Origin of the sequence: Streptomyces sp. NPDC003036, assembly GCF_040611175.1 — a bacterium.
In the GTDB taxonomy this organism is placed as follows: Bacteria; Actinomycetota; Actinomycetes; order Streptomycetales; family Streptomycetaceae; genus Streptomyces.
The window spans coordinates 164,953-182,002 of sequence record NZ_JBEXNO010000001.1 but is presented as its reverse complement, the minus strand read 5'-3'; the positions used below and the strand labels follow the sequence as shown (position 1 = coordinate 182,002).

The 17,050-nt window shown below is 70.0% G+C and carries 16 protein-coding genes and 1 riboswitch; of the genes, 9 read left to right on the top strand and 7 right to left on the bottom strand.

The annotated features are described in order from the left end of the window. On the bottom strand, window positions 1-1,518 hold the full coding sequence (locus tag ABZX67_RS00825) for a cytochrome ubiquinol oxidase subunit I (RefSeq protein ID WP_355352316.1): 1,518 nt from the start codon (window positions 1,516-1,518) through the stop codon (window positions 1-3). 197 nt (window positions 1,519-1,715) lie between these two features. On the opposite strand from ABZX67_RS00825, the gene ABZX67_RS00820 reads away from it, so the two are divergent. Further along, the gene (locus tag ABZX67_RS00820) at window positions 1,716-2,090 is read left to right on the top strand and encodes a cyclophilin-like fold protein (protein ID WP_355352313.1); all 375 of its coding nucleotides are present in this window, start codon (window positions 1,716-1,718) and stop codon (window positions 2,088-2,090) included. A 36-nt stretch (window positions 2,091-2,126) separates the two neighbouring features. On the opposite strand, the gene hisC is transcribed toward ABZX67_RS00820, so the two are convergent. Further along, on the bottom strand, window positions 2,127-3,200 hold the full coding sequence (gene hisC / locus ABZX67_RS00815; RefSeq protein ID WP_355352720.1) for a histidinol-phosphate transaminase: 1,074 nt from the start codon (window positions 3,198-3,200) through the stop codon (window positions 2,127-2,129). Between the two features lie 438 nt (window positions 3,201-3,638). Between hisC and ABZX67_RS00810 the strand changes: the two genes are divergently transcribed. From ABZX67_RS00810 to ABZX67_RS00800, 3 genes are all read left to right on the top strand, one after another. Continuing rightward, window positions 3,639-4,745, top strand: coding sequence for a LacI family DNA-binding transcriptional regulator (locus ABZX67_RS00810; protein ID WP_355352310.1), 1,107 nt, complete (start codon window positions 3,639-3,641; stop codon window positions 4,743-4,745). A 208-nt stretch (window positions 4,746-4,953) separates the two neighbouring features. After that, window positions 4,954-6,036: a metallophosphoesterase gene (locus tag ABZX67_RS00805; RefSeq protein WP_355352308.1), complete on the top strand. Its 1,083-nt coding sequence runs from the start codon at window positions 4,954-4,956 to the stop codon at window positions 6,034-6,036. 159 nt (window positions 6,037-6,195) lie between these two features. Beyond that, window positions 6,196-7,050, top strand: coding sequence for a hypothetical protein (locus ABZX67_RS00800; RefSeq protein WP_355352305.1), 855 nt, complete (start codon window positions 6,196-6,198; stop codon window positions 7,048-7,050). A 67-nt stretch (window positions 7,051-7,117) separates the two neighbouring features. Here ABZX67_RS00800 and thiC read toward each other — a convergent pair whose 3' ends face one another. Next, on the bottom strand, window positions 7,118-8,899 hold the full coding sequence (thiC, locus tag ABZX67_RS00795) for a phosphomethylpyrimidine synthase ThiC (RefSeq protein WP_355352302.1): 1,782 nt from the start codon (window positions 8,897-8,899) through the stop codon (window positions 7,118-7,120). Beyond that, window positions 8,893-9,027: riboswitch (TPP riboswitch) on the bottom strand. Its footprint overlaps the gene before it by 7 nt. A gap of 71 nt (window positions 9,028-9,098) precedes the next feature. Here thiC and ABZX67_RS00790 point away from each other — a divergent pair. Further along, on the top strand, window positions 9,099-10,454 hold the full coding sequence (locus ABZX67_RS00790) for a YibE/F family protein (RefSeq protein WP_355352299.1): 1,356 nt from the start codon (window positions 9,099-9,101) through the stop codon (window positions 10,452-10,454). 14 nt (window positions 10,455-10,468) lie between these two features. On the opposite strand, the gene ABZX67_RS00785 is transcribed toward ABZX67_RS00790, so the two are convergent. The 3 genes from ABZX67_RS00785 to ABZX67_RS00775 all read right to left on the bottom strand — a co-directional run bounded on the left by ABZX67_RS00785 (window position 10,469) and on the right by ABZX67_RS00775 (window position 11,890). Beyond that, window positions 10,469-10,903, bottom strand: coding sequence for an SsgA family sporulation/cell division regulator (locus ABZX67_RS00785; RefSeq protein ID WP_355352717.1), 435 nt, complete (start codon window positions 10,901-10,903; stop codon window positions 10,469-10,471). A 285-nt stretch (window positions 10,904-11,188) separates the two neighbouring features. Then, the gene (locus ABZX67_RS00780; RefSeq protein WP_355352296.1) at window positions 11,189-11,410 is read right to left on the bottom strand and encodes a DUF5326 family protein; all 222 of its coding nucleotides are present in this window, start codon (window positions 11,408-11,410) and stop codon (window positions 11,189-11,191) included. Between the two features lie 162 nt (window positions 11,411-11,572). Further along, window positions 11,573-11,890 carry a cupin domain-containing protein gene (locus ABZX67_RS00775; protein WP_355352293.1) on the bottom strand — a complete coding sequence of 106 codons (318 nt, stop codon included), beginning with the start codon at window positions 11,888-11,890 and terminating at the stop codon, window positions 11,573-11,575. A 52-nt stretch (window positions 11,891-11,942) separates the two neighbouring features. Between ABZX67_RS00775 and ABZX67_RS00770 the strand changes: the two genes are divergently transcribed. From ABZX67_RS00770 to ABZX67_RS00755, 4 genes are all read left to right on the top strand, one after another. Continuing rightward, window positions 11,943-12,323, top strand: a complete 381-nt coding sequence (locus ABZX67_RS00770; protein ID WP_355352290.1) for a phage holin family protein — start codon at window positions 11,943-11,945, stop codon at window positions 12,321-12,323. After that, window positions 12,323-13,468 (top strand): cystathionine gamma-lyase, encoded by a 1,146-nt coding sequence (locus ABZX67_RS00765; RefSeq protein WP_355352287.1) that lies wholly within the window; start codon window positions 12,323-12,325, stop codon window positions 13,466-13,468. The genes ABZX67_RS00770 and ABZX67_RS00765 overlap by 1 nt, the downstream gene beginning before the upstream one ends. Window positions 13,469-13,702: 234 nt before the next feature. Further along, window positions 13,703-14,599, top strand: coding sequence for a LysR family transcriptional regulator (locus tag ABZX67_RS00760; protein WP_355352284.1), 897 nt, complete (start codon window positions 13,703-13,705; stop codon window positions 14,597-14,599). 41 nt (window positions 14,600-14,640) lie between these two features. Further along, window positions 14,641-15,120: an NUDIX hydrolase gene (locus ABZX67_RS00755; RefSeq protein WP_355352281.1), complete on the top strand. Its 480-nt coding sequence runs from the start codon at window positions 14,641-14,643 to the stop codon at window positions 15,118-15,120. A gap of 11 nt (window positions 15,121-15,131) precedes the next feature. Here the strand turns inward: ABZX67_RS00755 and ABZX67_RS00750 are convergent, their stop codons facing one another. Continuing rightward, the gene (locus ABZX67_RS00750) at window positions 15,132-16,676 is read right to left on the bottom strand and encodes a globin domain-containing protein (protein WP_355352278.1); all 1,545 of its coding nucleotides are present in this window, start codon (window positions 16,674-16,676) and stop codon (window positions 15,132-15,134) included. Between the last annotated feature and the right edge of the window lie 374 nt (window positions 16,677-17,050).

Below are 17,050 nucleotides of genomic sequence, written 5' to 3'. Positions count from 1 at the left end.
TCAGTACGAGAAGGCCATCGGCCGGTCGGCGTCCTGACCGGCGCCCCGGTCGTGGCCGCCGATCTTCGTGGGCGGGTTCAGGTCGGACTCGGTGAGCTCGGGCGGCCCGGCCTTGACGTACTTGACCAGCAGCTTCACCTCGACCACGGCGAGCACCGCGTACAGCGCGGTGAAGACGATCATCGAAATGAGGATCTCGGCCTGGGAGACACCGGGGGAGACGGCGTCACGGGTGCGCAGCACGCCGTACACCGCCCAGGGCTGGCGGCCCATCTCGGTGAAGATCCAGCCCCAGGAGTTGGCGATCAGCGGGAAGGCCAGCGTCCACAGGGCGACGAGCCAGTACAGCTTGGCGAACTTGGCGCTCAGCGGCTTGCGGAAGAGCACCAGGTTCGGCACCTGGTCGTCACCGGTCCGCAGCCGCTCGGGCAGCAGGAACCGCTTCCGGGTCAGCCACAGCCCGAGGAGGCCGAGCGAGAAGGACGCCATGCCGAAGCCGATCATCCAGCGGAAGCCCCAGTAGGCGACGGGGATATTGGGCCGGTAGTCGCCGGGCCCGTACTTCTCCTGGAGCGCCTTCTGGGTGTCGTTGATCCCGGGGACGTACGACTCGAAGTCGCTGTGCGCGAGGAAGGACAGCAGGCCCGGGACCTCGATGGCGACCTTGTTGTGGCCCTTGTCGACGTCTCCGTACGCGAAGACCGAGAAGGGGGCCGGGCTCTCGCCGTCCCACAGGGCCTCGGCCGCGGCCATCTTCATCGGCTGCTGCTCGTACATGACCTTGCCGAGGAAGTCACCGCTGATCGCGGTGAGCATGCCGCCGAGGACGACGGTGACCAGGCCCAGGCGCAGCGAGGTGCGCATCACCGGCACGTGCTTCTTGCGGGCCAGGTGGAAGGCGGCGATGCCGACCATGAACGCGCCGCCGGTGAGGAAGGCCGCGGACATGGTGTGGAAGACCTGGGTGAGGGTGGTGTTCTGGGTGAGCACCAGCCAGAAGTCGGTGAGCTCGGCCCGCCCGGTGGCCTCGTTGATCTTGTACCCGACGGGGTGCTGCATCCAGGAGTTGGCCGCCAGGATGAAGTACGCGGACAGGATCGTGCCGATCGAGACCATCCATATGCAGGCCAGGTGGATCCGCTTGGGCAGCTTGTCCCAGCCGAAGATCCACAGGCCGATGAAGGTCGACTCGAAGAAGAACGCGATCAGCGCCTCGAAGGCGAGCGGCGCGCCGAAGACGTCACCGACGAACCGCGAGTAGTCGGACCAGTTCATGCCGAACTGGAACTCCTGCACGATGCCGGTGACGACACCCATCGCGATATTGATCAGGAAGAGCTTCCCCCAGAACTTCGTCGCCCTGAGGTACTTCTCCTTCTCGGTCCGCACCCAGGCGGTCTGAAGACCGGCGGTGAGGGCGGCGAGGGAGATCGTCAGCGGAACGAAGAGAAAGTGGTAGACGGTAGTGATACCGAACTGCCACCGCGCCAGGGTCTCTGGCGCCAGAGCCAGGTCCACGACATCTTCTCCTTACGGCCTTGCATCTACGGTCTTGCGCCCTCACCCGCCCTCTGATTCCGGTGGATCTTGGGAGGAACCAGGCGAGCTTGTGAATGCGTTCACAATCACAAGCAATTATGACTCAAACGAAATCCGTAGCCGCACCCGGGGGTACCCCTTCCCTAGAACTTCAACATATTGTTGAATTTCCAGGTATGAAGATCCGCATCTCCTGGCCCGCCGGCCACACCACCGCGACCATCGAAGAAACCCCTACGAGCAAGGCGCTCGCAGGGGTCCTCCCAATCACCTCCACCGCCCGCACCTGGGGCGAGGAGGTCTACTTCGACACTCCCGTCTCCGCGTCTCGGGAGCCCGACGCCCGCCAGGTCGTGGAGCCGGGCACCGTCGCCTTCTGGACCGACGGCGACGCGCTGGCCCTCCCGTACGGGCCCACGCCGATCTCGCGCGGCGACGAATGCCGCCTCGCGAGCCCGTGCAACCTGCTCGGCAGCCTCGACGGCGACCCGCGCGTCCTCGCCACCGTCCGCGACGGCGACCCGATCCGCGTCGAGCTCGCCGGCGACTAGTCCGCGACTAGCCCGCGGCCTCCGCCTCCGGTTCCGTCAGAACCGCTCCTTGCGGAACGACTCCGCCACCCGCAGGAAGATGTCGTTCCCCTCGCTCTCGCCGATCGTCACCCGCACACCCTCGCCGGGGAACGGCCGCACGACCACGCCCGCCTCGTCGCAGGCCTCCGCGAAGGCCACGGTCGCCTCACCCAGGCGCAGCCAGACGAAGTTCGCCTGCGTCTCGGGCACCGTCCACCCCTGGGCCACGAGCCCCTCGTACACCCGCGTGCGCTCGCACACCAGCGAGCCCACCCGCCCCAGCAGCTCGTCCTCGGCGCGCAGCGAGGCCACCGCCGCGTCCTGCGCCAGCTGGCTGACGCAGAAGGGCAGCGCCGTCTTGCGCAGGGCCGTGGCGACCGGCTCGTGGGCGATGGCGAAGCCCACCCGCAGCCCGGCCAGGCCGTACGCCTTCGAGAACGTCCGCAGCACGCAGACGTTCGGCCGGTCGCGGTAGAGCTCGATCCCGTCGGGCACGTCGCTGTCGCGGATGAACTCGCGGTACGCCTCGTCCAGCACCACCAGCACACCGGACGGCACCCGGTCCAGGAACCGCTCCAGCTCCGCCCGCCGCACCACCGTGCCGGTGGGGTTGTTGGGGTTGCAGACGAAGATCAGCCGCGTCCGGTCGGTGATCGCTTCCGCCATCGCGTCCAGGTCGTGCACATCGCCGTCGGTGAGCGGGACCTGCACCGGCGTGGCACCGCTGATCCGGGTGATGATCGGGTACGCCTCGAAGGAGCGCCACGCGTACATCACCTCGTCGCCCGGGCCGGCGGTCGCCTGCACCAGCTGCTGGGCCACGCCCACCGAGCCGGTGCCCGTCGCCAGGTGGGACACGGGCACCCCGAACCGCTCGGAGATCTCGGCCATCAGGCCGGCGCACGTCGCGTCCGGGTAGCGGTTGAAACCGGACGCGGCGGCGACCGCGGCCTCCATCACGCCGGGCAGCGGGGGGTACGGGTTCTCGTTCGAGGACAGCTTGTACGCGACCGGGCCACCAGGGACGGGCGCCGCGGCGGGCTTGCCCGGCTTGTAGGTGGGGATGTCGTCCAGCGCGGCCCGCAGCATCGGGCCCGTACCGCTCGCGCCGCTCGTCCCGCTCGTCTCGCTCACCGTGATCCTCCTCGACCGTCCGTACCGCCAATACTGCTCACCTTATGAGGATTCCGCCGCCCTGCGAATGCCCTGTGGACAACCCGTCGTGACACACGGGCGGAGAGGGGGAGGGAGACGCGGAGGAAGCCCGGGGGGCGCTCGACGGGGTGGCGTGCGCCGGTGGCTCACGCCGTGGCGCGCATCCCCCGTAGTGGTGAGTTGAGCCCTCCCCCCGACGTCGGGCATGTGGCAGGCTCGTACCCACCGATAAGTTGCGGAGCCATGCCTATCCGCCGAACAGCCTTGGTTTCCAAGGGTGTTGGGGGGTCCAGACCATGCAGAAACGTCCCTGTCAACGGGTGAATATGCGACCGGCTCAACCGGCCCCCCTCGCCCTACTATCGGCTCGCCATGACAGCAGCAGGGAAGCACCAGGTGAGCCGGGCACAGACCCGGGGAAGCCGGCAGGGGCGAGCGGGCATCCGGGACGTGGCCGCCGCAGCCGGGGTCTCCATCACGACTGTCTCCGACGCGCTCAACGGCAAGGGCCGGCTCCCGGACGCCACCCGCCGCCATGTCCGCGAGGTCGCCGAGCGACTGGGTTACCGCCCGTCCGCCGCGGCCCGCACGCTCCGTACCGGCAAGTCCGGCCTCATCGGCCTGACCGTGACGACCTACGGGGATGAACCTTTCACCTTCACCGAATTCGCGTACTTCGCCGAGATGGCCAGGGCCGCCACCTCCGCCGCGCTCGCCCGCGGCTACGCCCTGGTCATCCTGCCCGCCACCTCCCGCCATGACGTCTGGTCGAACGTCGCCCTCGACGGCACCGTCGTCATCGACCCCTCCGACCACGACCCGGTCGTCACCGAGCTCGTCCGCCAGGGCCTGCCCGTCGTCTCCGACGGCCGCCCCGCGGGCACCCTCCCGGTGACCGCCTGGGTCGACAACGACCACGAAGCCGCCGTCCTCGACCTGCTCGACCACCTCGCCGCCGCCGGCGCCCGCCGGATCGGCCTGCTCACCGGCACCAGCACCGACACCTACACCCGGCTCTCCACTACCGCGTACCTCAACTGGTGCGAGCGGGTCGGACAGGACCCCGTCTACGAGGCGTACCCGGCCCACGATCCGTGCGCCGGCGCCGTCGCGGCCGACCGGCTGCTCGCCCGCCCGGACCGCCCCGACGCCGTCTACGGCCTCTTCGACCCCAACGGCACCGACCTGCTCGCGGCGGCGCGGCGCTACGGACTGCGCGTCCCCGACGACCTGCTCCTGGTGTGCTGCAGCGAGTCCACCGTGTACGCCGCCACCGAGCCGCCCGTCACCACGCTCTCCCTCAAGCCGCGCCGGATCGGCACCGCGGTCGTCCAGCTCCTCATCGACGCCATCGAGGGCATCGACTCCGACCGCCCGGTCGAGCAGGTCATACCGACCGAGCTGATCGTGCGGACGTCGTCCCAGCGGCGCTCCACCCGTACGACTGTCAGCCCTCCCCGATCGCCCTCCCAGGAGTGAACGCGGACCCGCCCCGCGCCAAGACCAGGGGCAGATCTTCCCAATTGGGGCGAAACAGTCAGTAGCTCAGGGGTGGACCCGGATTCACCACCCCTGGTGCGTCACACAGCTGGGGCCTCATTCCTATGATGGGCGGACGACACCGCGGGCCGCCCCGACCAGGCCGGTCTGCCAGGTGTAGGGCGTCGCGACGGTGGTGGAGGGGTCGATGACTCAGGGGGCCGGTCAAGGACCCGTGGTGCGGACGGCGACGTTGCGTGACTTCCGCGTGCCGCCGTACGCGCAGGTGCCGGTGCAGGGTCACGCCGGGCACCCCGGCAACGCGTTCCCGGAGGGGGAGTTCCCGGAGGGGTACACGCCCACCGAGCGCGACCTCCCGGTGATCAACCGAGGCGACACCGTGCAGGTCGCCACCGCCCCGCCGCCGGCTCCGGCCCCCCTCCCCGAGCAGGCCCCCGCCCCCGTCCCGGGCCCCGGCCCGCTGTACGTGGTCGGAGACGTCCACGGGTACCTCGACGAGCTGATCGCCGCGCTGCGCGAGCAGGGGCTCATCGACGCCGACGGGCACTGGTCCGCGGGCAACGCCCGCCTCTGGTTCCTCGGCGACTTCACCGACCGGGGCCCCGACGGCATCGGCGTCATCGACCTCGTCATGCGGCTGTCCGCCGAGGCCGCGGCTGCCGGCGGCTACTGCAAGGCCCTGATGGGCAACCACGAGCTGCTGCTGATCGGCGCCAAGCGGTTCGGCGACACCCCGGTCAACTCCGGCGCGGGCACCGCCACCTTCCAGGCCGCCTGGCTCCTCAACGGCGGCCAGAAGAGCGACATGGACCGGCTCCAGGACGTCCACCTCCAGTGGATGTCCCGGCTGGACGCGATCGTCGAGGAGGACGGCCACCTGCTGCTCCACTCCGACACCACCGCCTACCTGGAGTACGGCTCCACCATCGAGGACGTCAACGACACCGTCCACGAGATCCTCACCCGCAACGACGCCGACGAGTGCTGGGACCTGTTCCGCAAGCTCACCAAGCGCTTCGCCTTCCGGGACGAGGGCGGCCCCATGGCCGTACGCGAGCTGCTGGCGGCCTACGGCGGACAGCGCATCGTCCACGGCCACAGCCCGATCCCGTACCTGCTCGGGGAAGTCGGCTCCGAGGACGGCGAGGACGGCGGCGGCCCGTCCGTCGAGGGGCCGCACGTGTACGCGGACGGGCTCGCGATCGCCATGGACGGCGGGGTGACCATGGCCGGAAAGCTGCTGGTCGTTCAGCTCCCCTTGTACAACTGAGCCATAACTCGTCCCGAGCCGGACCAGCGTTTTCCGGAATTCCTCTGTCACCCCCCGCCATAACCGCTCTACCATCGGGTTATCCGTAGCAGGCTCTCCTCCGTTTCCGCCCAACTGCCCGTTCTACGCGGGCAAACCGGCCCTACGGAGCATCGGGGGATGCACATGAACAGCGCTCCGCACCTGCTGACCGAGGACCGCTCCGAGTACGAGCGCCTCCTCGACGAGGCACTGCGCAACGCGCACGAACGTCCGGAACTCGCCGCGATCGGGCAGCGGCTGAACGCCGAACAGCTGCGCACCATGGCCCTGAACGCGACGGCGCTCATCACCGCGGCCGCCGCCGCCGAGTACGACCACTTCGTGAAGGTGCGCGAGGAGTCGCGTACGCCCACGCGCCTGTCCGCCATCGACTCCCTGCTGTCCGGCTCCGACGACGAGTCGGCGGACGGCCCGGGCGCCGGGCTCGGTGTCGTCGTCACCGTGCTCGCACCGGTGCTCGCCGGCACCGCCGCGCTCATCTTCCTGCTCGTCGGCTATCTGCTCATGGCCCTCGACCCGGCGCCGTCGTTCGCGAAGCCGCTGCTCACCGCCGGGTGGTTCTTCGCCGGCGTCACGGCGCTCGGCATTCTGGTCGCCGCCGTCGGCCTGCTGGTCACGGCCCTGCGCAACAGCTCGACGCAGGTGTCCGCCCAGGAGCCCGGAGGTGAACTGCCGGACGAGATCGGCCGGGCGCGAGAGGCATGGCGGCATGCCCTCCTGGAGCGGGGCATCTTGCCGTTCCTGCGCGACGCCCTGGCCGACCCGAGCGCCGACCCGACCTCCGGCGTCCCGCCGCGCCCGCTCGGGCGGATCCCGAAGGTCGGTTACAGCGGGCCGGACTTCTCCAGCCCGAGCGAGGGCGGTTCGGCGTCGCGGCCGGCCTTCACCAGCCCGGACTTCACCAGCCCCGACTTCGCCGGGCCGGAGTTCGGGAGCCGGGACTTCGGCGGCCCCGAGCACCGGTCGGAATGACCGGTGCACCGGGGCGTGTGTTTCACGTGAAACATCCGTTCGCACCCGCGTGAGCGGGTCCGCGGTGTCAGTCCGCCAGCGGCAGGTAGACCCGGTTCCCGGCGGCGGCGAACTCCGCCGACTTCTCCGCCATCCCCGCCTCGATCTCGTCCTGCTTGAGATCCCCGCCGTGCTCCCGCCGGATGTCCTGCGAGATCTTCATCGAGCAGAACTTCGGACCGCACATCGAGCAGAAGTGCGCGGTCTTCGCCGGCTCGGCGGGCAGCGTCTCGTCGTGGAACTCCCGCGCCGTGTCCGGGTCGAGGGCCAGGTTGAACTGGTCCTCCCACCGGAACTCGAACCGCGCGTCCGACAGCGCGTCGTCCCACTCCTGCGCGCCCGGGTGCCCCTTGGCCAGGTCCGCCGCGTGCGCGGCGATCTTGTACGTGATGACACCGGTCTTCACGTCGTCCCGGTTCGGAAGGCCGAGGTGCTCCTTCGGCGTGACGTAGCAGAGCATCGCGGTGCCCCACCAGGCGATCATCGCGGCGCCGATACCCGAGGTGATGTGGTCGTAGGCGGGCGCCACGTCGGTGGTCAGCGGGCCGAGCGTGTAGAACGGCGCCTCCTCGCAGATCTCCTGCTGGAGGTCGATGTTCTCCTTGATCTTGTGCATCGGGACATGGCCCGGGCCCTCGATCATCGTCTGGACGTTGTGCCGCTTGGCGATCTGGTTCAGCTCGCCGAGCGTCCGCAGCTCCGCGAACTGCGCCTCGTCGTTGGCGTCCGCGATCGAGCCGGGCCGCAGGCCGTCACCGAGCGAGAACGTCACGTCGTACGCGGCGAGGATCTCGCAGAGCTCCTCGAAGTTCTCGTACAGGAACGACTCCTTGTGGTGCGCCAGGCACCACGCGGCCATGATGGAGCCGCCGCGTGAGACGATGCCGGTCTTGCGGCGCGCCGTCAGCGGCACGTACCGCAGGAGCACGCCGGCGTGGACGGTCATGTAGTCGACGCCCTGCTCGGCCTGCTCGATGACCGTGTCCTTGTAGATGTCCCAGGTCAGTTCCTCGGCCCTGCCGTCGACCTTCTCCAGCGCCTGGTAGAGCGGCACGGTGCCGATCGGGACGGGCGAGTTGCGCAGCACCCACTCGCGGGTGGTGTGGATGTTGCGGCCGGTGGAGAGGTCCATGACCGTGTCGGCACCCCAGCGGGTGGCCCAGGTCATCTTCTCCACCTCCTCCTCGATGGACGAGGTGACCGCGGAGTTGCCGATGTTGGCGTTGACCTTCACCAGGAACCGCTTGCCGATGATCATCGGCTCGATCTCCGGGTGGTTGACGTTCGCCGGCAGCACCGCGCGGCCCGCCGCGATCTCCTCGCGGACGACCTCCGGGGATACGTTCTCGCGGATCGCGACGTACTCCATCTCCGGCGTGATCTCGCCACGGCGGGCGTACGCGAGCTGCGTCACCGCCTGTCCGTCACGGCCCCGGCGGGGCTGGCGCGGACGGCCCGGGAAGACGGCGTCGAGGTTGCGCAGCCCGCCGCGCGGCGAGGTGTGCTTGATCCCGTCGTCCTCGGGGCGCACCGGGCGGCCGGCGTACTCCTCGGTGTCGCCGCGCCCGATGATCCAGTTCTCCCGCAGCGGTGGCAGGCCGCGGCGTACGTCGGTCTCGACATTCGGATCGGTGTACGGCCCTGACGTGTCGTACAGCGTCACGTCCTTGCCGTTGGTGAGGTGCACCTTGCGGACCGGCACACGGAGGTCGGGGCGCGAGCCCTCGAGGTACCCCTTGTGCCATCCGATGGACTTCCCGGCCTCGTCGTTCTGGTTCGAGGCAGGCGTGCGTGCGTCCTGAACGGTCATCGTGACCTACTCCCTACGCCGGCATTACCCGGTAACAGGTTCGGCGGTCGACGCAGCGTTTCCCGTACGTCTCGTACGGAGATCAGCGCCCTCTCAGCCCGGTGCTCCGAGCTCCCGCGTGTGCAAAGGTGTCACCACGCTAGCGTCCTTGCGGCCGCGCTGAACAGAGGGGGCCCCACGTTCTTGCGATGATCGGTCCGTGACTTCCTCGCACGAGACACCTGAGCCGGACCGGCACGCACTCGGTCATGCGCACGGCCATGCGCACAGCCACGGCCCTGCCGCGCCGGTCTCCCGGCATCTGCGCAAGGTCATCGCGGCCGTACTGATCCCCTTCGCCACGGCGGTCGTCGTCGGTCTCGCCATCTTGTGGCCAGGCGGCGCCCCGGCCCACGAACGCACCGGTGTGGGCTTCGACCGGCAGACCGAGCAAGGCACGGTCGTCCGCGTCGAGCGGGTGGACTGCAAGGACGTGAACGCCGCTCAGGTCCCACCGACCGGTGACACGACGACACCCCAGGGGCGCGAGGCGGTCAACGCCCAGCAGGGCAAGTGCGCGAAGGCGACGGTCGAGGTCACCACGGGCGAGGACAAGGGCCGCACGTTCGTCGAGGTGGTCCAGCCGGACTCGCCCCGCCAACTGGACGAAGGCCAGGGCGTCGTGGTGGCGTACGCGCCCGACGCCCCCCGCGATCTGCAGTACTCCGTCACGGACGTGGACCGCAGGATCCCGGTGGCGCTGCTCGCCGGCGTCTTCGCGCTGGCGGTGGTGGCCGTCGGCCGGATGCGCGGTCTGATGGCGCTGACCGCCCTCGCCTTGAGCTTCCTCGTCCTGACGCTCTTCATCCTCCCGGCGATCCTGCAGGGGTCCAACCCACTGGTCGTCGCGGTGGTGGGGTCGAGCGCGATCATGCTGATGGCGCTCTACCTGTGCCACGGCCTGACCGCGCGGACATCGGTGGCGGTGCTGGGCACGCTCATCTCACTGCTGCTGATCGGCCTGCTGGGCTCCGCTTTCATCGGCTGGGCGTCGCTCACCGGCAACACCGACGACTACACCGGCCTGATCCACGGGCTCTACCCGAACATCGACATGTCCGGTCTTCTGCTGGCCGGCGTGATCATCGGTTCGCTGGGCGTGCTCGACGATGTGACGGTGACCCAGACGTCAGCCGTGTGGGAACTGCACCAGGCGGACCCGTCGATGGGCCCGCGGGCGCTGTACCGGGCCGGTATCCGCATCGGCCGCGACCACATCGCCTCGGTGGTCAACACGCTGGTGCTGGCGTACGCGGGCGCGGCGCTCCCGCTGCTGCTGCTCTTCTCCATCGCGCAGAGCAGCGTGGGGACGGTCGCCAACAGCGAGATCGTGGCCCAGGAGATCGTACGGACGCTGGTCGGCTCGATCGGGCTGGTCGCCTCGGTGCCGGTCACCACCGCGCTGGCCGCGCTCGTCGTCTCCGCCGACCGGCCGGGCACCGCCGGAGGGACGGGGCCCGCCGCCGCGGCGGCCACGACGGGCCGGGGCGGCCGGGGCCGCCGGCGCAAGAGGTGACCGGCCCTGGAGGGTCAGCCGGCGTTCTCCTCGGCGAGGATCCGGCCGAGCGCATCCTCCAGGTCCTGCTCGAAGTCACCGAGCGTGAGCTCCTGCCCCAGGGGCACCAGCTTGTCGGTGCGGTCCAGGAACGCCACCAGCGGTGGCGCGCTCGCGCGGAAGAGCGCCCGGTCGGCGCCGACCTGCAAGCGGATGCTGACGTCCGACAGGTCCTCCGGCCCGGTCGGCGTGATGTGGACGTCTCCCTCGCCGCTCGGTGCGTTGATCCCGTCGAGCAGCAGCTCGCGTCCGAACGCCCAGGTCACCGGGGCGTCCCCGGGCAGGTGGAAGGTCATCCGGACCGCGAAGGGATCCTTCGTCTCGTACCCGAGCTCGACCGGAATCCTGAAGCAGAGCTCCTCGGAAACGATGAAACTCATCAGGACCTCGGCCTGAACCGACTCGCGCATCATGTACCCCGCAGTGGATGAAGCAGTGGTGAACAACGCCCTCTTGGTTTAATCGTCATCGTCCTGGAGGGACTAGAGGATCACAAGGAGTGAGTTTTCTGGTACTGCGGGCGACTCGATCTTGCTGCGACGATTCTGCACAGCCGCGCCGTGTCGCCGAGGAAGGCTGCCACTCTATGGGCAGCCTCCTGCCGGGGCGGGGTTTCGCGGGGGCCGTTCCCCCGCCCGGGCTAACACCCGGGCAGGTGGCCGGATACGGGAAGGGGCGGGGGAAGACCGCCGCCGTCACCAGTCGCTGCGGGACGACGAGGATGACGAGGACGACGTGAACTTCCGTACGACGTAGATCAGTCCGCCGACGAGCGCGACGAACACCAGCACCTTGAACAGCAGCCCGACCAGCATGACGACCGCGCTCGCGATCAGGCCACCGAAGACCAGCACCGCGATGAGGGGTATGGCAACCCACTTCACCCACCACGGCAGCCCCACCAGAAGCTCCTTCACCGCCATCGTCCCTGCCTCGTCTCTCTGCGCCGCCGGATCTGTGGACCTTGACGTCTTCGATGCTAGGCGCGCAGGGGCGGCCGGCGGGGGCTCCGCGCCCCTCGCTCTCCCCTGATCCTTCCCCTAGGGTCTGACGGATCCAGGGCGGCTTCGCGGCCGGGGTCAGCTCTCGGGCGGAGAGAACACCACCAGCACCCGCAGGTCCTCGGTGATGTGGTGGAACTTGTGCGGCACACCGGCCGGGACGTACACCACACTGCCCCGCCCCACCTGCGTCGTCTCCAGCCCTACCGTGATCGACGCCCGGCCGCTGACGATGACGTACACCTCGTCCTCGTTGTGCGGCTTCTGCGGGTCGAGATCGCCGGCGTCGAGCGCGTACAGGCCGACCGACATGTTCCGCTCACGCAGGAACTGCAGATACGCACCGTCGTTGGCGGCGCGCTCCGCCTCCAGCTCGTCCAGTCGGAATGCCTTCATCGCCCGTCCCGCCCCTGCGCTCGCTCCGGTCCTGTCTGCCACGATCAGACACATGATGAATTTCGTAGTCAAGACGATCGCGAACGCGGCCGCCCTGGCGGTGGCGATCTGGCTGCTCCAGGACATCACGCTGACCGGTGACAGCACCGGCAAGAAGACGCTGACGCTGGTCCTGGTCGCCCTGGTCTTCGGCGTGGTGAACTTCCTCGTCAAGCCGGTGGTGAAGCTGCTCACACTGCCGCTGTTCGTCATCACGCTCGGCCTGTTCACCCTGGTCGTGAACGCGCTGATGCTGCTGCTGACGTCCTGGCTCGCCGACGAGCTCGACCTGAACTTCCACGTCGAGGGCTTCTGGACCGCCGTCCTGGGCGGCCTGATCATCTCGATCGTGTCGTGGGCCCTCAACGTCATCCTTCCCGAGGGCAGGGACTGATGGCCGGCACGCGCATCGGAGACGGGACCAGAGCGGTACGGGCCGGGCTGCCCGATCCGCAGAAGTACGAGCCGACCCTGCCCGGGCCGGTGTTCGCCGCCCACTACCACCTCCCGGGCGAGCCGACCGGCCCGTACACGTACGGGCGGGACGAGAACCCGACTTGGACGCTGCTGGAGCGGGCCATCGGTGAACTGGAGGCGCCCGAGGACCCGGACGGCGTCGAGACCGTGGCCTTCGCCTCCGGCATGGCCGCCATCTCGGCGGTGCTGTTCTCGCAACTGAAGGCCGGGGACGCGGTCGTCCTGCCGGCCGACGGCTACCAGGCGCTGCCCCTGGTGCGCGAGCAGCTGGAGGCGTACGGGATCGAGGTACGCACCGCGCCGACCGGCGGCGACGCGCAGCTGACCGTCCTGGAGGGCGCGCGGCTGCTGTGGATCGAGACGCCGTCGAACCCGGGCCTGGAGGTGTGCGACATCCGGCGGCTGGTGCGGGAGGCGCACGCCGGGGGCGCGCTCGTCGCGGTCGACAACACCCTCGCCACCCCGCTCGGGCAGCGTCCGCTGGAGCTGGGCGCGGACTTCTCCGTGGCCAGCGACACCAAGGGCATGACCGGCCACGGTGACATCATGTTCGGCCATGTGGCCTGCCGCGACACACGGCTGGCCGCGTCGGTACGGCGCTGGCGCAAGATCGTCGGCGCGATTCCGGGCCCCATGGAAGCGTGGCTCGCCCACCGCTCCCTGGCCACACTGGCGCTCCGCGTCGACCGCCAGTGCGCGAACGCGCTGGCGCTCGCCGAAGCCCTGGCCGGCCGCGACGACGTGACCGGGCTGCGCTACCCCGGGCTGCCGGAGGACCCGTCCCACAAGGTGGCCGCGAGTCAGATGCGGCGCTATGGGTCGGTCGTCTCGTTCGTCCTGCCGGACCGGGCATGGGCGGAGCGCTTCCTCGACGCGCTGCGGCTCGTGGACGACGCCACCAGCTTCGGCGGAGTGCGCTCCACGGCGGAGCGACGCGCGCGGTGGGGCGGGGACGCGGTACCGGAGGGCTTCATCCGCTTCTCCGTCGGCGCGGAGGACGCCGGCGATCTGGTGGCCGATGTGCTGCGGGCACTGGACGAGGCGGCGCCTCAGCCGGCATGACCGGGGACGACGGTACGCGGAAAGGGCGGTCCGAGCCTCCCCCCTCGTGGCTCGGACCGCCCTCCCCCTTTACGCGCGGAGATTCCGCGTGAACAAGGCTAGTTGACTCTGCGTCAGTGTCCAATCACAGTAGCGACAGCGACCTATCGACTTATTTATAGTTGGACGGCTCTGATGAACCGTCAGGCAAGCGCCGTCCTGCCGACGCGCCGGGAAGGTGGGAGGGGGTCGGGCATGGACCTTGCCCTGCTGCGCACGTTCGTCACGGTGCACCGGGCCGGCTCCTTCACCCGTGCCGCCGCCCTGCTGGGGCTCTCCCAGCCCGCCGTGACCAGCCAGATCCGCAGCCTCGAGCGGCAGCTGGGCCGCCCGCTGTTCCTGCGCCAGGCCCGCGGCGTCACGCCCACCACGATCGGCGACGAGCTCGCCCATCGCGCGGCCCCGCACCTGGACGCGCTGGTCGAGATCGTGGAGGCGGGCCTCGACGAACAGACCGGCGTACGCACCCTCCATCTCGCCGGGCCGCCGGAGTTCACCGCCGTACGCGCCCTGCCCGCCCTCACGCCGCTGATCTCGCAGGGGCTCACGCTGCGGACGTCCCTGGTCGGGGCTGCGGAGGAGCTGCTGGAGGGGCTGGCCGCCGGGCACCACGATCTCGCTCTCACCACGGCCCGGCCGCGCGGCGGCCTGCTCACCGCCACCCCGATCTGCGACGAGGAGCACGTGCTGGTCGCCTCCCCGCGCTGGGCCGCCCGGCTCGCTCCCGGTGTCCTGCTGCGCAAGGGCGCGGTCGTCCTGGAGCAGCTGCCGGTGGTCGAGGTCCACGAGTCACTGCCGTTCGTCACCCGCTACTGGGCTGCTGTCTTCGACTCCAAGCCGGCCGCCGCGGCCACCGTGATCGCACCGGACCTGCGCGCCGTCCTGGAGTCGGCCGCCTCGGGCGCGGGGCTCGCCGTACTGCCCCGCTACCTGTGCGAGGACGCTCTGGAACGCGGCCGACTGGTGGCGCTGCTCGACCCGCCCGTGCCCCCGCTCCGCACCTACTTCCTCGTCGTACGCACCGGAACCCTGGGCCTGCCGTACATCGCGCGGGCGCACGAGTCGCTGCTGCGCGCCGCCGCCGACTGGTGAGAAGGAGTTTCAGGAGGGTCGTCGCGGGCCATTTTCAAGCCATGACCGAACGTCCAGTGGTCAAGCGCACCGCACGCGCCATCCTCCTCGACGGCGACGACCTGATCCTGATCAAGCGCACGAAGCCCGGTATGGACCCGTACTGGCTGACACCGGGCGGGGGCGTCGAGCCGGAGGACTCCACGGTCGTCGACGCGCTGCACCGCGAGGTCCACGAGGAGCTCGGCGCGAAGATCACCGACGTGGTGCCCTGTTTCGTCGACACCGTCGAGCACATCGTGGACGGTGGTGTCTCCGGCGTGAAGGTGCAGCACTTCTTCGTCTGCCGGCTGGAGTCGATGGACCCGGGCCAGCGGCACGGTCCCGAGGTGGACGAGCCGCAGGGCGAGTACGAGGTCGTACGGGTACCGTTCAGCCGCGTCGGCATCGCCGCCGTCAATCTCGTGCCGTTGTCGCTGCGGCACTACCTGGACGGCAACATCGAGGGCGTGCGCGCGATGCACGCCCCCGACCTGGGGTAGCCGGGCCCCGGTCAGCCCGCCGCGGCGACCAGCTCGTCCAGGGAGTCGTGCCGGATGCGCTCGTACGGCATGCCGACGCCCCGCAGCGCGTCGACGCCGCTGCGGATCATGCCGGGCGGACCGGAGAGGTACGCGTCGTACTCGTTCCACGGTCCGTACTCGCGCACCATGTCGGGCAGCTGCGTCTTGCCGTCGATGACGGCGCGCACTTCCAGCCACGGATGCGACTGCTGGAGCCGCAGCATCGTGTCGATCTCGTACAGGTCGTGGTCGGTGCGCGCACCGTAGAAGACCTCGACGGGGCGCCGCTCCCCGTGCTCGGCGACGTCCTCGACCAGCGCCTTGATGGGCGCGATGCCGGTGCCGCCGCCCACGCAGAGCAGGCCGTTGTCGGTGGTGTGGTCGACGGTCATCGAGCCGGCGGGCGGGCCCAGGCGCAGGACGTCACCGGGGCGGGCGTGATGGACGAGCGCGTTGGACACCCAGCCGGCCGGGACGGCCTTGACGTGGAAGGTGAGCAGACCGTCCGCGCGCGGGGCGGAGGCGAACGAGTAGTTCCGCCAGATCCGGGGCCACCACGGCGTCTCCACGCTCGTGTACTGCCCGGCGAGGAAGGGGTACGGCTGGTCCGGGCGGACCGTGATGACGGCGATGTCCGGCGTTCTCACGTCGTGCGAGACCACCTCGGCGTGCCACCAGGCGGGGGCGTGCTTCTCGTTCTCGGCGGCGGCGTCGATCATGATCTGGGAGATGGTGGTGTACGTCCGGACCCAGGCGGCCTCGGTCTCGTCGTCCCAGGTCGTCGTCGCGTACCGGCTCAGCGCTCCGAGGAGGGCCTCGCCGACGGCCGGGTAGTGCGACGCCTCCGTGCCGTACTTGCGGTGGCCGCGCCCCAGGTGCTGGAGGTACTCGGTGAGCACCGCGGGGTTGTCCATGTGCTCGGCGGCGGTCAGCAGCGCCTTGAGGAGCCGGTCGCGCTGGGCGTCCATGGCGGCGGGGAAGAGGGACCGCAGCCCGGGGTGGCGCGTGAAGAGCAGGGCGTAGAAGTACGAGGTCACCTTGTCGGCCAGGGGGCCCACCTCGGCAAGCGTGCGCCGTACGCGCCGGGCGTCGGGAGAGCCGGTCTCGGGTGCTTCCGGCTGGAGGGCTTCCGGCTGGGCGGCTTCGGACTCCTGAGAGCTCGCCTCGGGTGCTGCGGTGGGCGTCGGGGCCGGGTGGTCCTCGGCGGCCGGGTGCTCGGCGGGCCGGTCCTGCCCCGGCCGGCTCCCGGGGGCAGCGGGCTCGTCGGCGGGGTGCACGCTGGGCCCGGGTGTACGGGCCACGCTGTCGCGCACCATCCGTATCGACGTCAGCGGGCGGCGGGGGCCGCCTATTCGCTCCTGGGCCGGGCCATCCTCCCGCGGGGGCTCGGCGTGGGGCGCGGCCGGTCCGGCCGCACCGGCCCCACCGGCCGCGCTTCCGGCCGTGACAGGTTTGCGCGGTGTGAACCAGCCGCCGCCCCCGCCGCTGTCACCGGAAGTGCCGTTGTCGGCCGACGTGGTGGTCGGAGCGTCCATAGAGTGCCTCGCCTCGAACATCTTTCGGTCGGTGTCCGGACTTCCGCGGGTCCGGAACGTGGCTGAATCCCCGCTCTGCCCGTCATCTCATCGCTGCCCGCCGCCACAGTAGCCTCGGCGCACTATGGACTGGGATGACCGTCACCCTTTGTGACGTTGACCGCAGCTGCTGTCGTCGCAGCATGGCACCAGTCGCCGGTTCGCCGGAGTAAGTGTGGAAAGCCCGGATTTTCGCACCCGTCTCCCGTTAGGCTCCCTTGCCTCCATGTCCTGCCAACCGGATCTCCGCGTCGGACATGGAATCACCGTATGCGACACACCCGTCCAGCTCTACCTCCAACTCTGCACAGGGCCGGTCCCTGATCTTCACTTTT

What these genes read in the sequence shown, in the direction of transcription:
- ABZX67_RS00820 (WP_355352313.1), top strand. Translation starts at nt 1,716, where the DNA reads ATGAAGATCCGCATCTCCTGGCCCGCCGGCCACACCACCGCGACCATC.
- hisC (WP_355352720.1), bottom strand. Translation starts at nt 3,200, where the DNA reads ATGCTGCGGGCCGCGCTGGACGACATCCCCACCTACAAGCCGGGCAAG.
- ABZX67_RS00810 (WP_355352310.1), top strand. Translation starts at nt 3,639, where the DNA reads ATGACAGCAGCAGGGAAGCACCAGGTGAGCCGGGCACAGACCCGGGGA.
- ABZX67_RS00805 (WP_355352308.1), top strand. Translation starts at nt 4,954, where the DNA reads ATGACTCAGGGGGCCGGTCAAGGACCCGTGGTGCGGACGGCGACGTTG.
- ABZX67_RS00800 (WP_355352305.1), top strand. Translation starts at nt 6,196, where the DNA reads ATGCACATGAACAGCGCTCCGCACCTGCTGACCGAGGACCGCTCCGAG.
- thiC (WP_355352302.1), bottom strand. Translation starts at nt 8,899, where the DNA reads ATGACCGTTCAGGACGCACGCACGCCTGCCTCGAACCAGAACGACGAG.
- ABZX67_RS00785 (WP_355352717.1), bottom strand. Translation starts at nt 10,903, where the DNA reads ATGCGCGAGTCGGTTCAGGCCGAGGTCCTGATGAGTTTCATCGTTTCC.
- ABZX67_RS00775 (WP_355352293.1), bottom strand. Translation starts at nt 11,890, where the DNA reads ATGAAGGCATTCCGACTGGACGAGCTGGAGGCGGAGCGCGCCGCCAAC.
- ABZX67_RS00770 (WP_355352290.1), top strand. Translation starts at nt 11,943, where the DNA reads ATGATGAATTTCGTAGTCAAGACGATCGCGAACGCGGCCGCCCTGGCG.
- ABZX67_RS00765 (WP_355352287.1), top strand. Translation starts at nt 12,323, where the DNA reads ATGGCCGGCACGCGCATCGGAGACGGGACCAGAGCGGTACGGGCCGGG.
- ABZX67_RS00760 (WP_355352284.1), top strand. Translation starts at nt 13,703, where the DNA reads ATGGACCTTGCCCTGCTGCGCACGTTCGTCACGGTGCACCGGGCCGGC.
- ABZX67_RS00755 (WP_355352281.1), top strand. Translation starts at nt 14,641, where the DNA reads ATGACCGAACGTCCAGTGGTCAAGCGCACCGCACGCGCCATCCTCCTC.
- ABZX67_RS00750 (WP_355352278.1), bottom strand. Translation starts at nt 16,676, where the DNA reads ATGGACGCTCCGACCACCACGTCGGCCGACAACGGCACTTCCGGTGAC.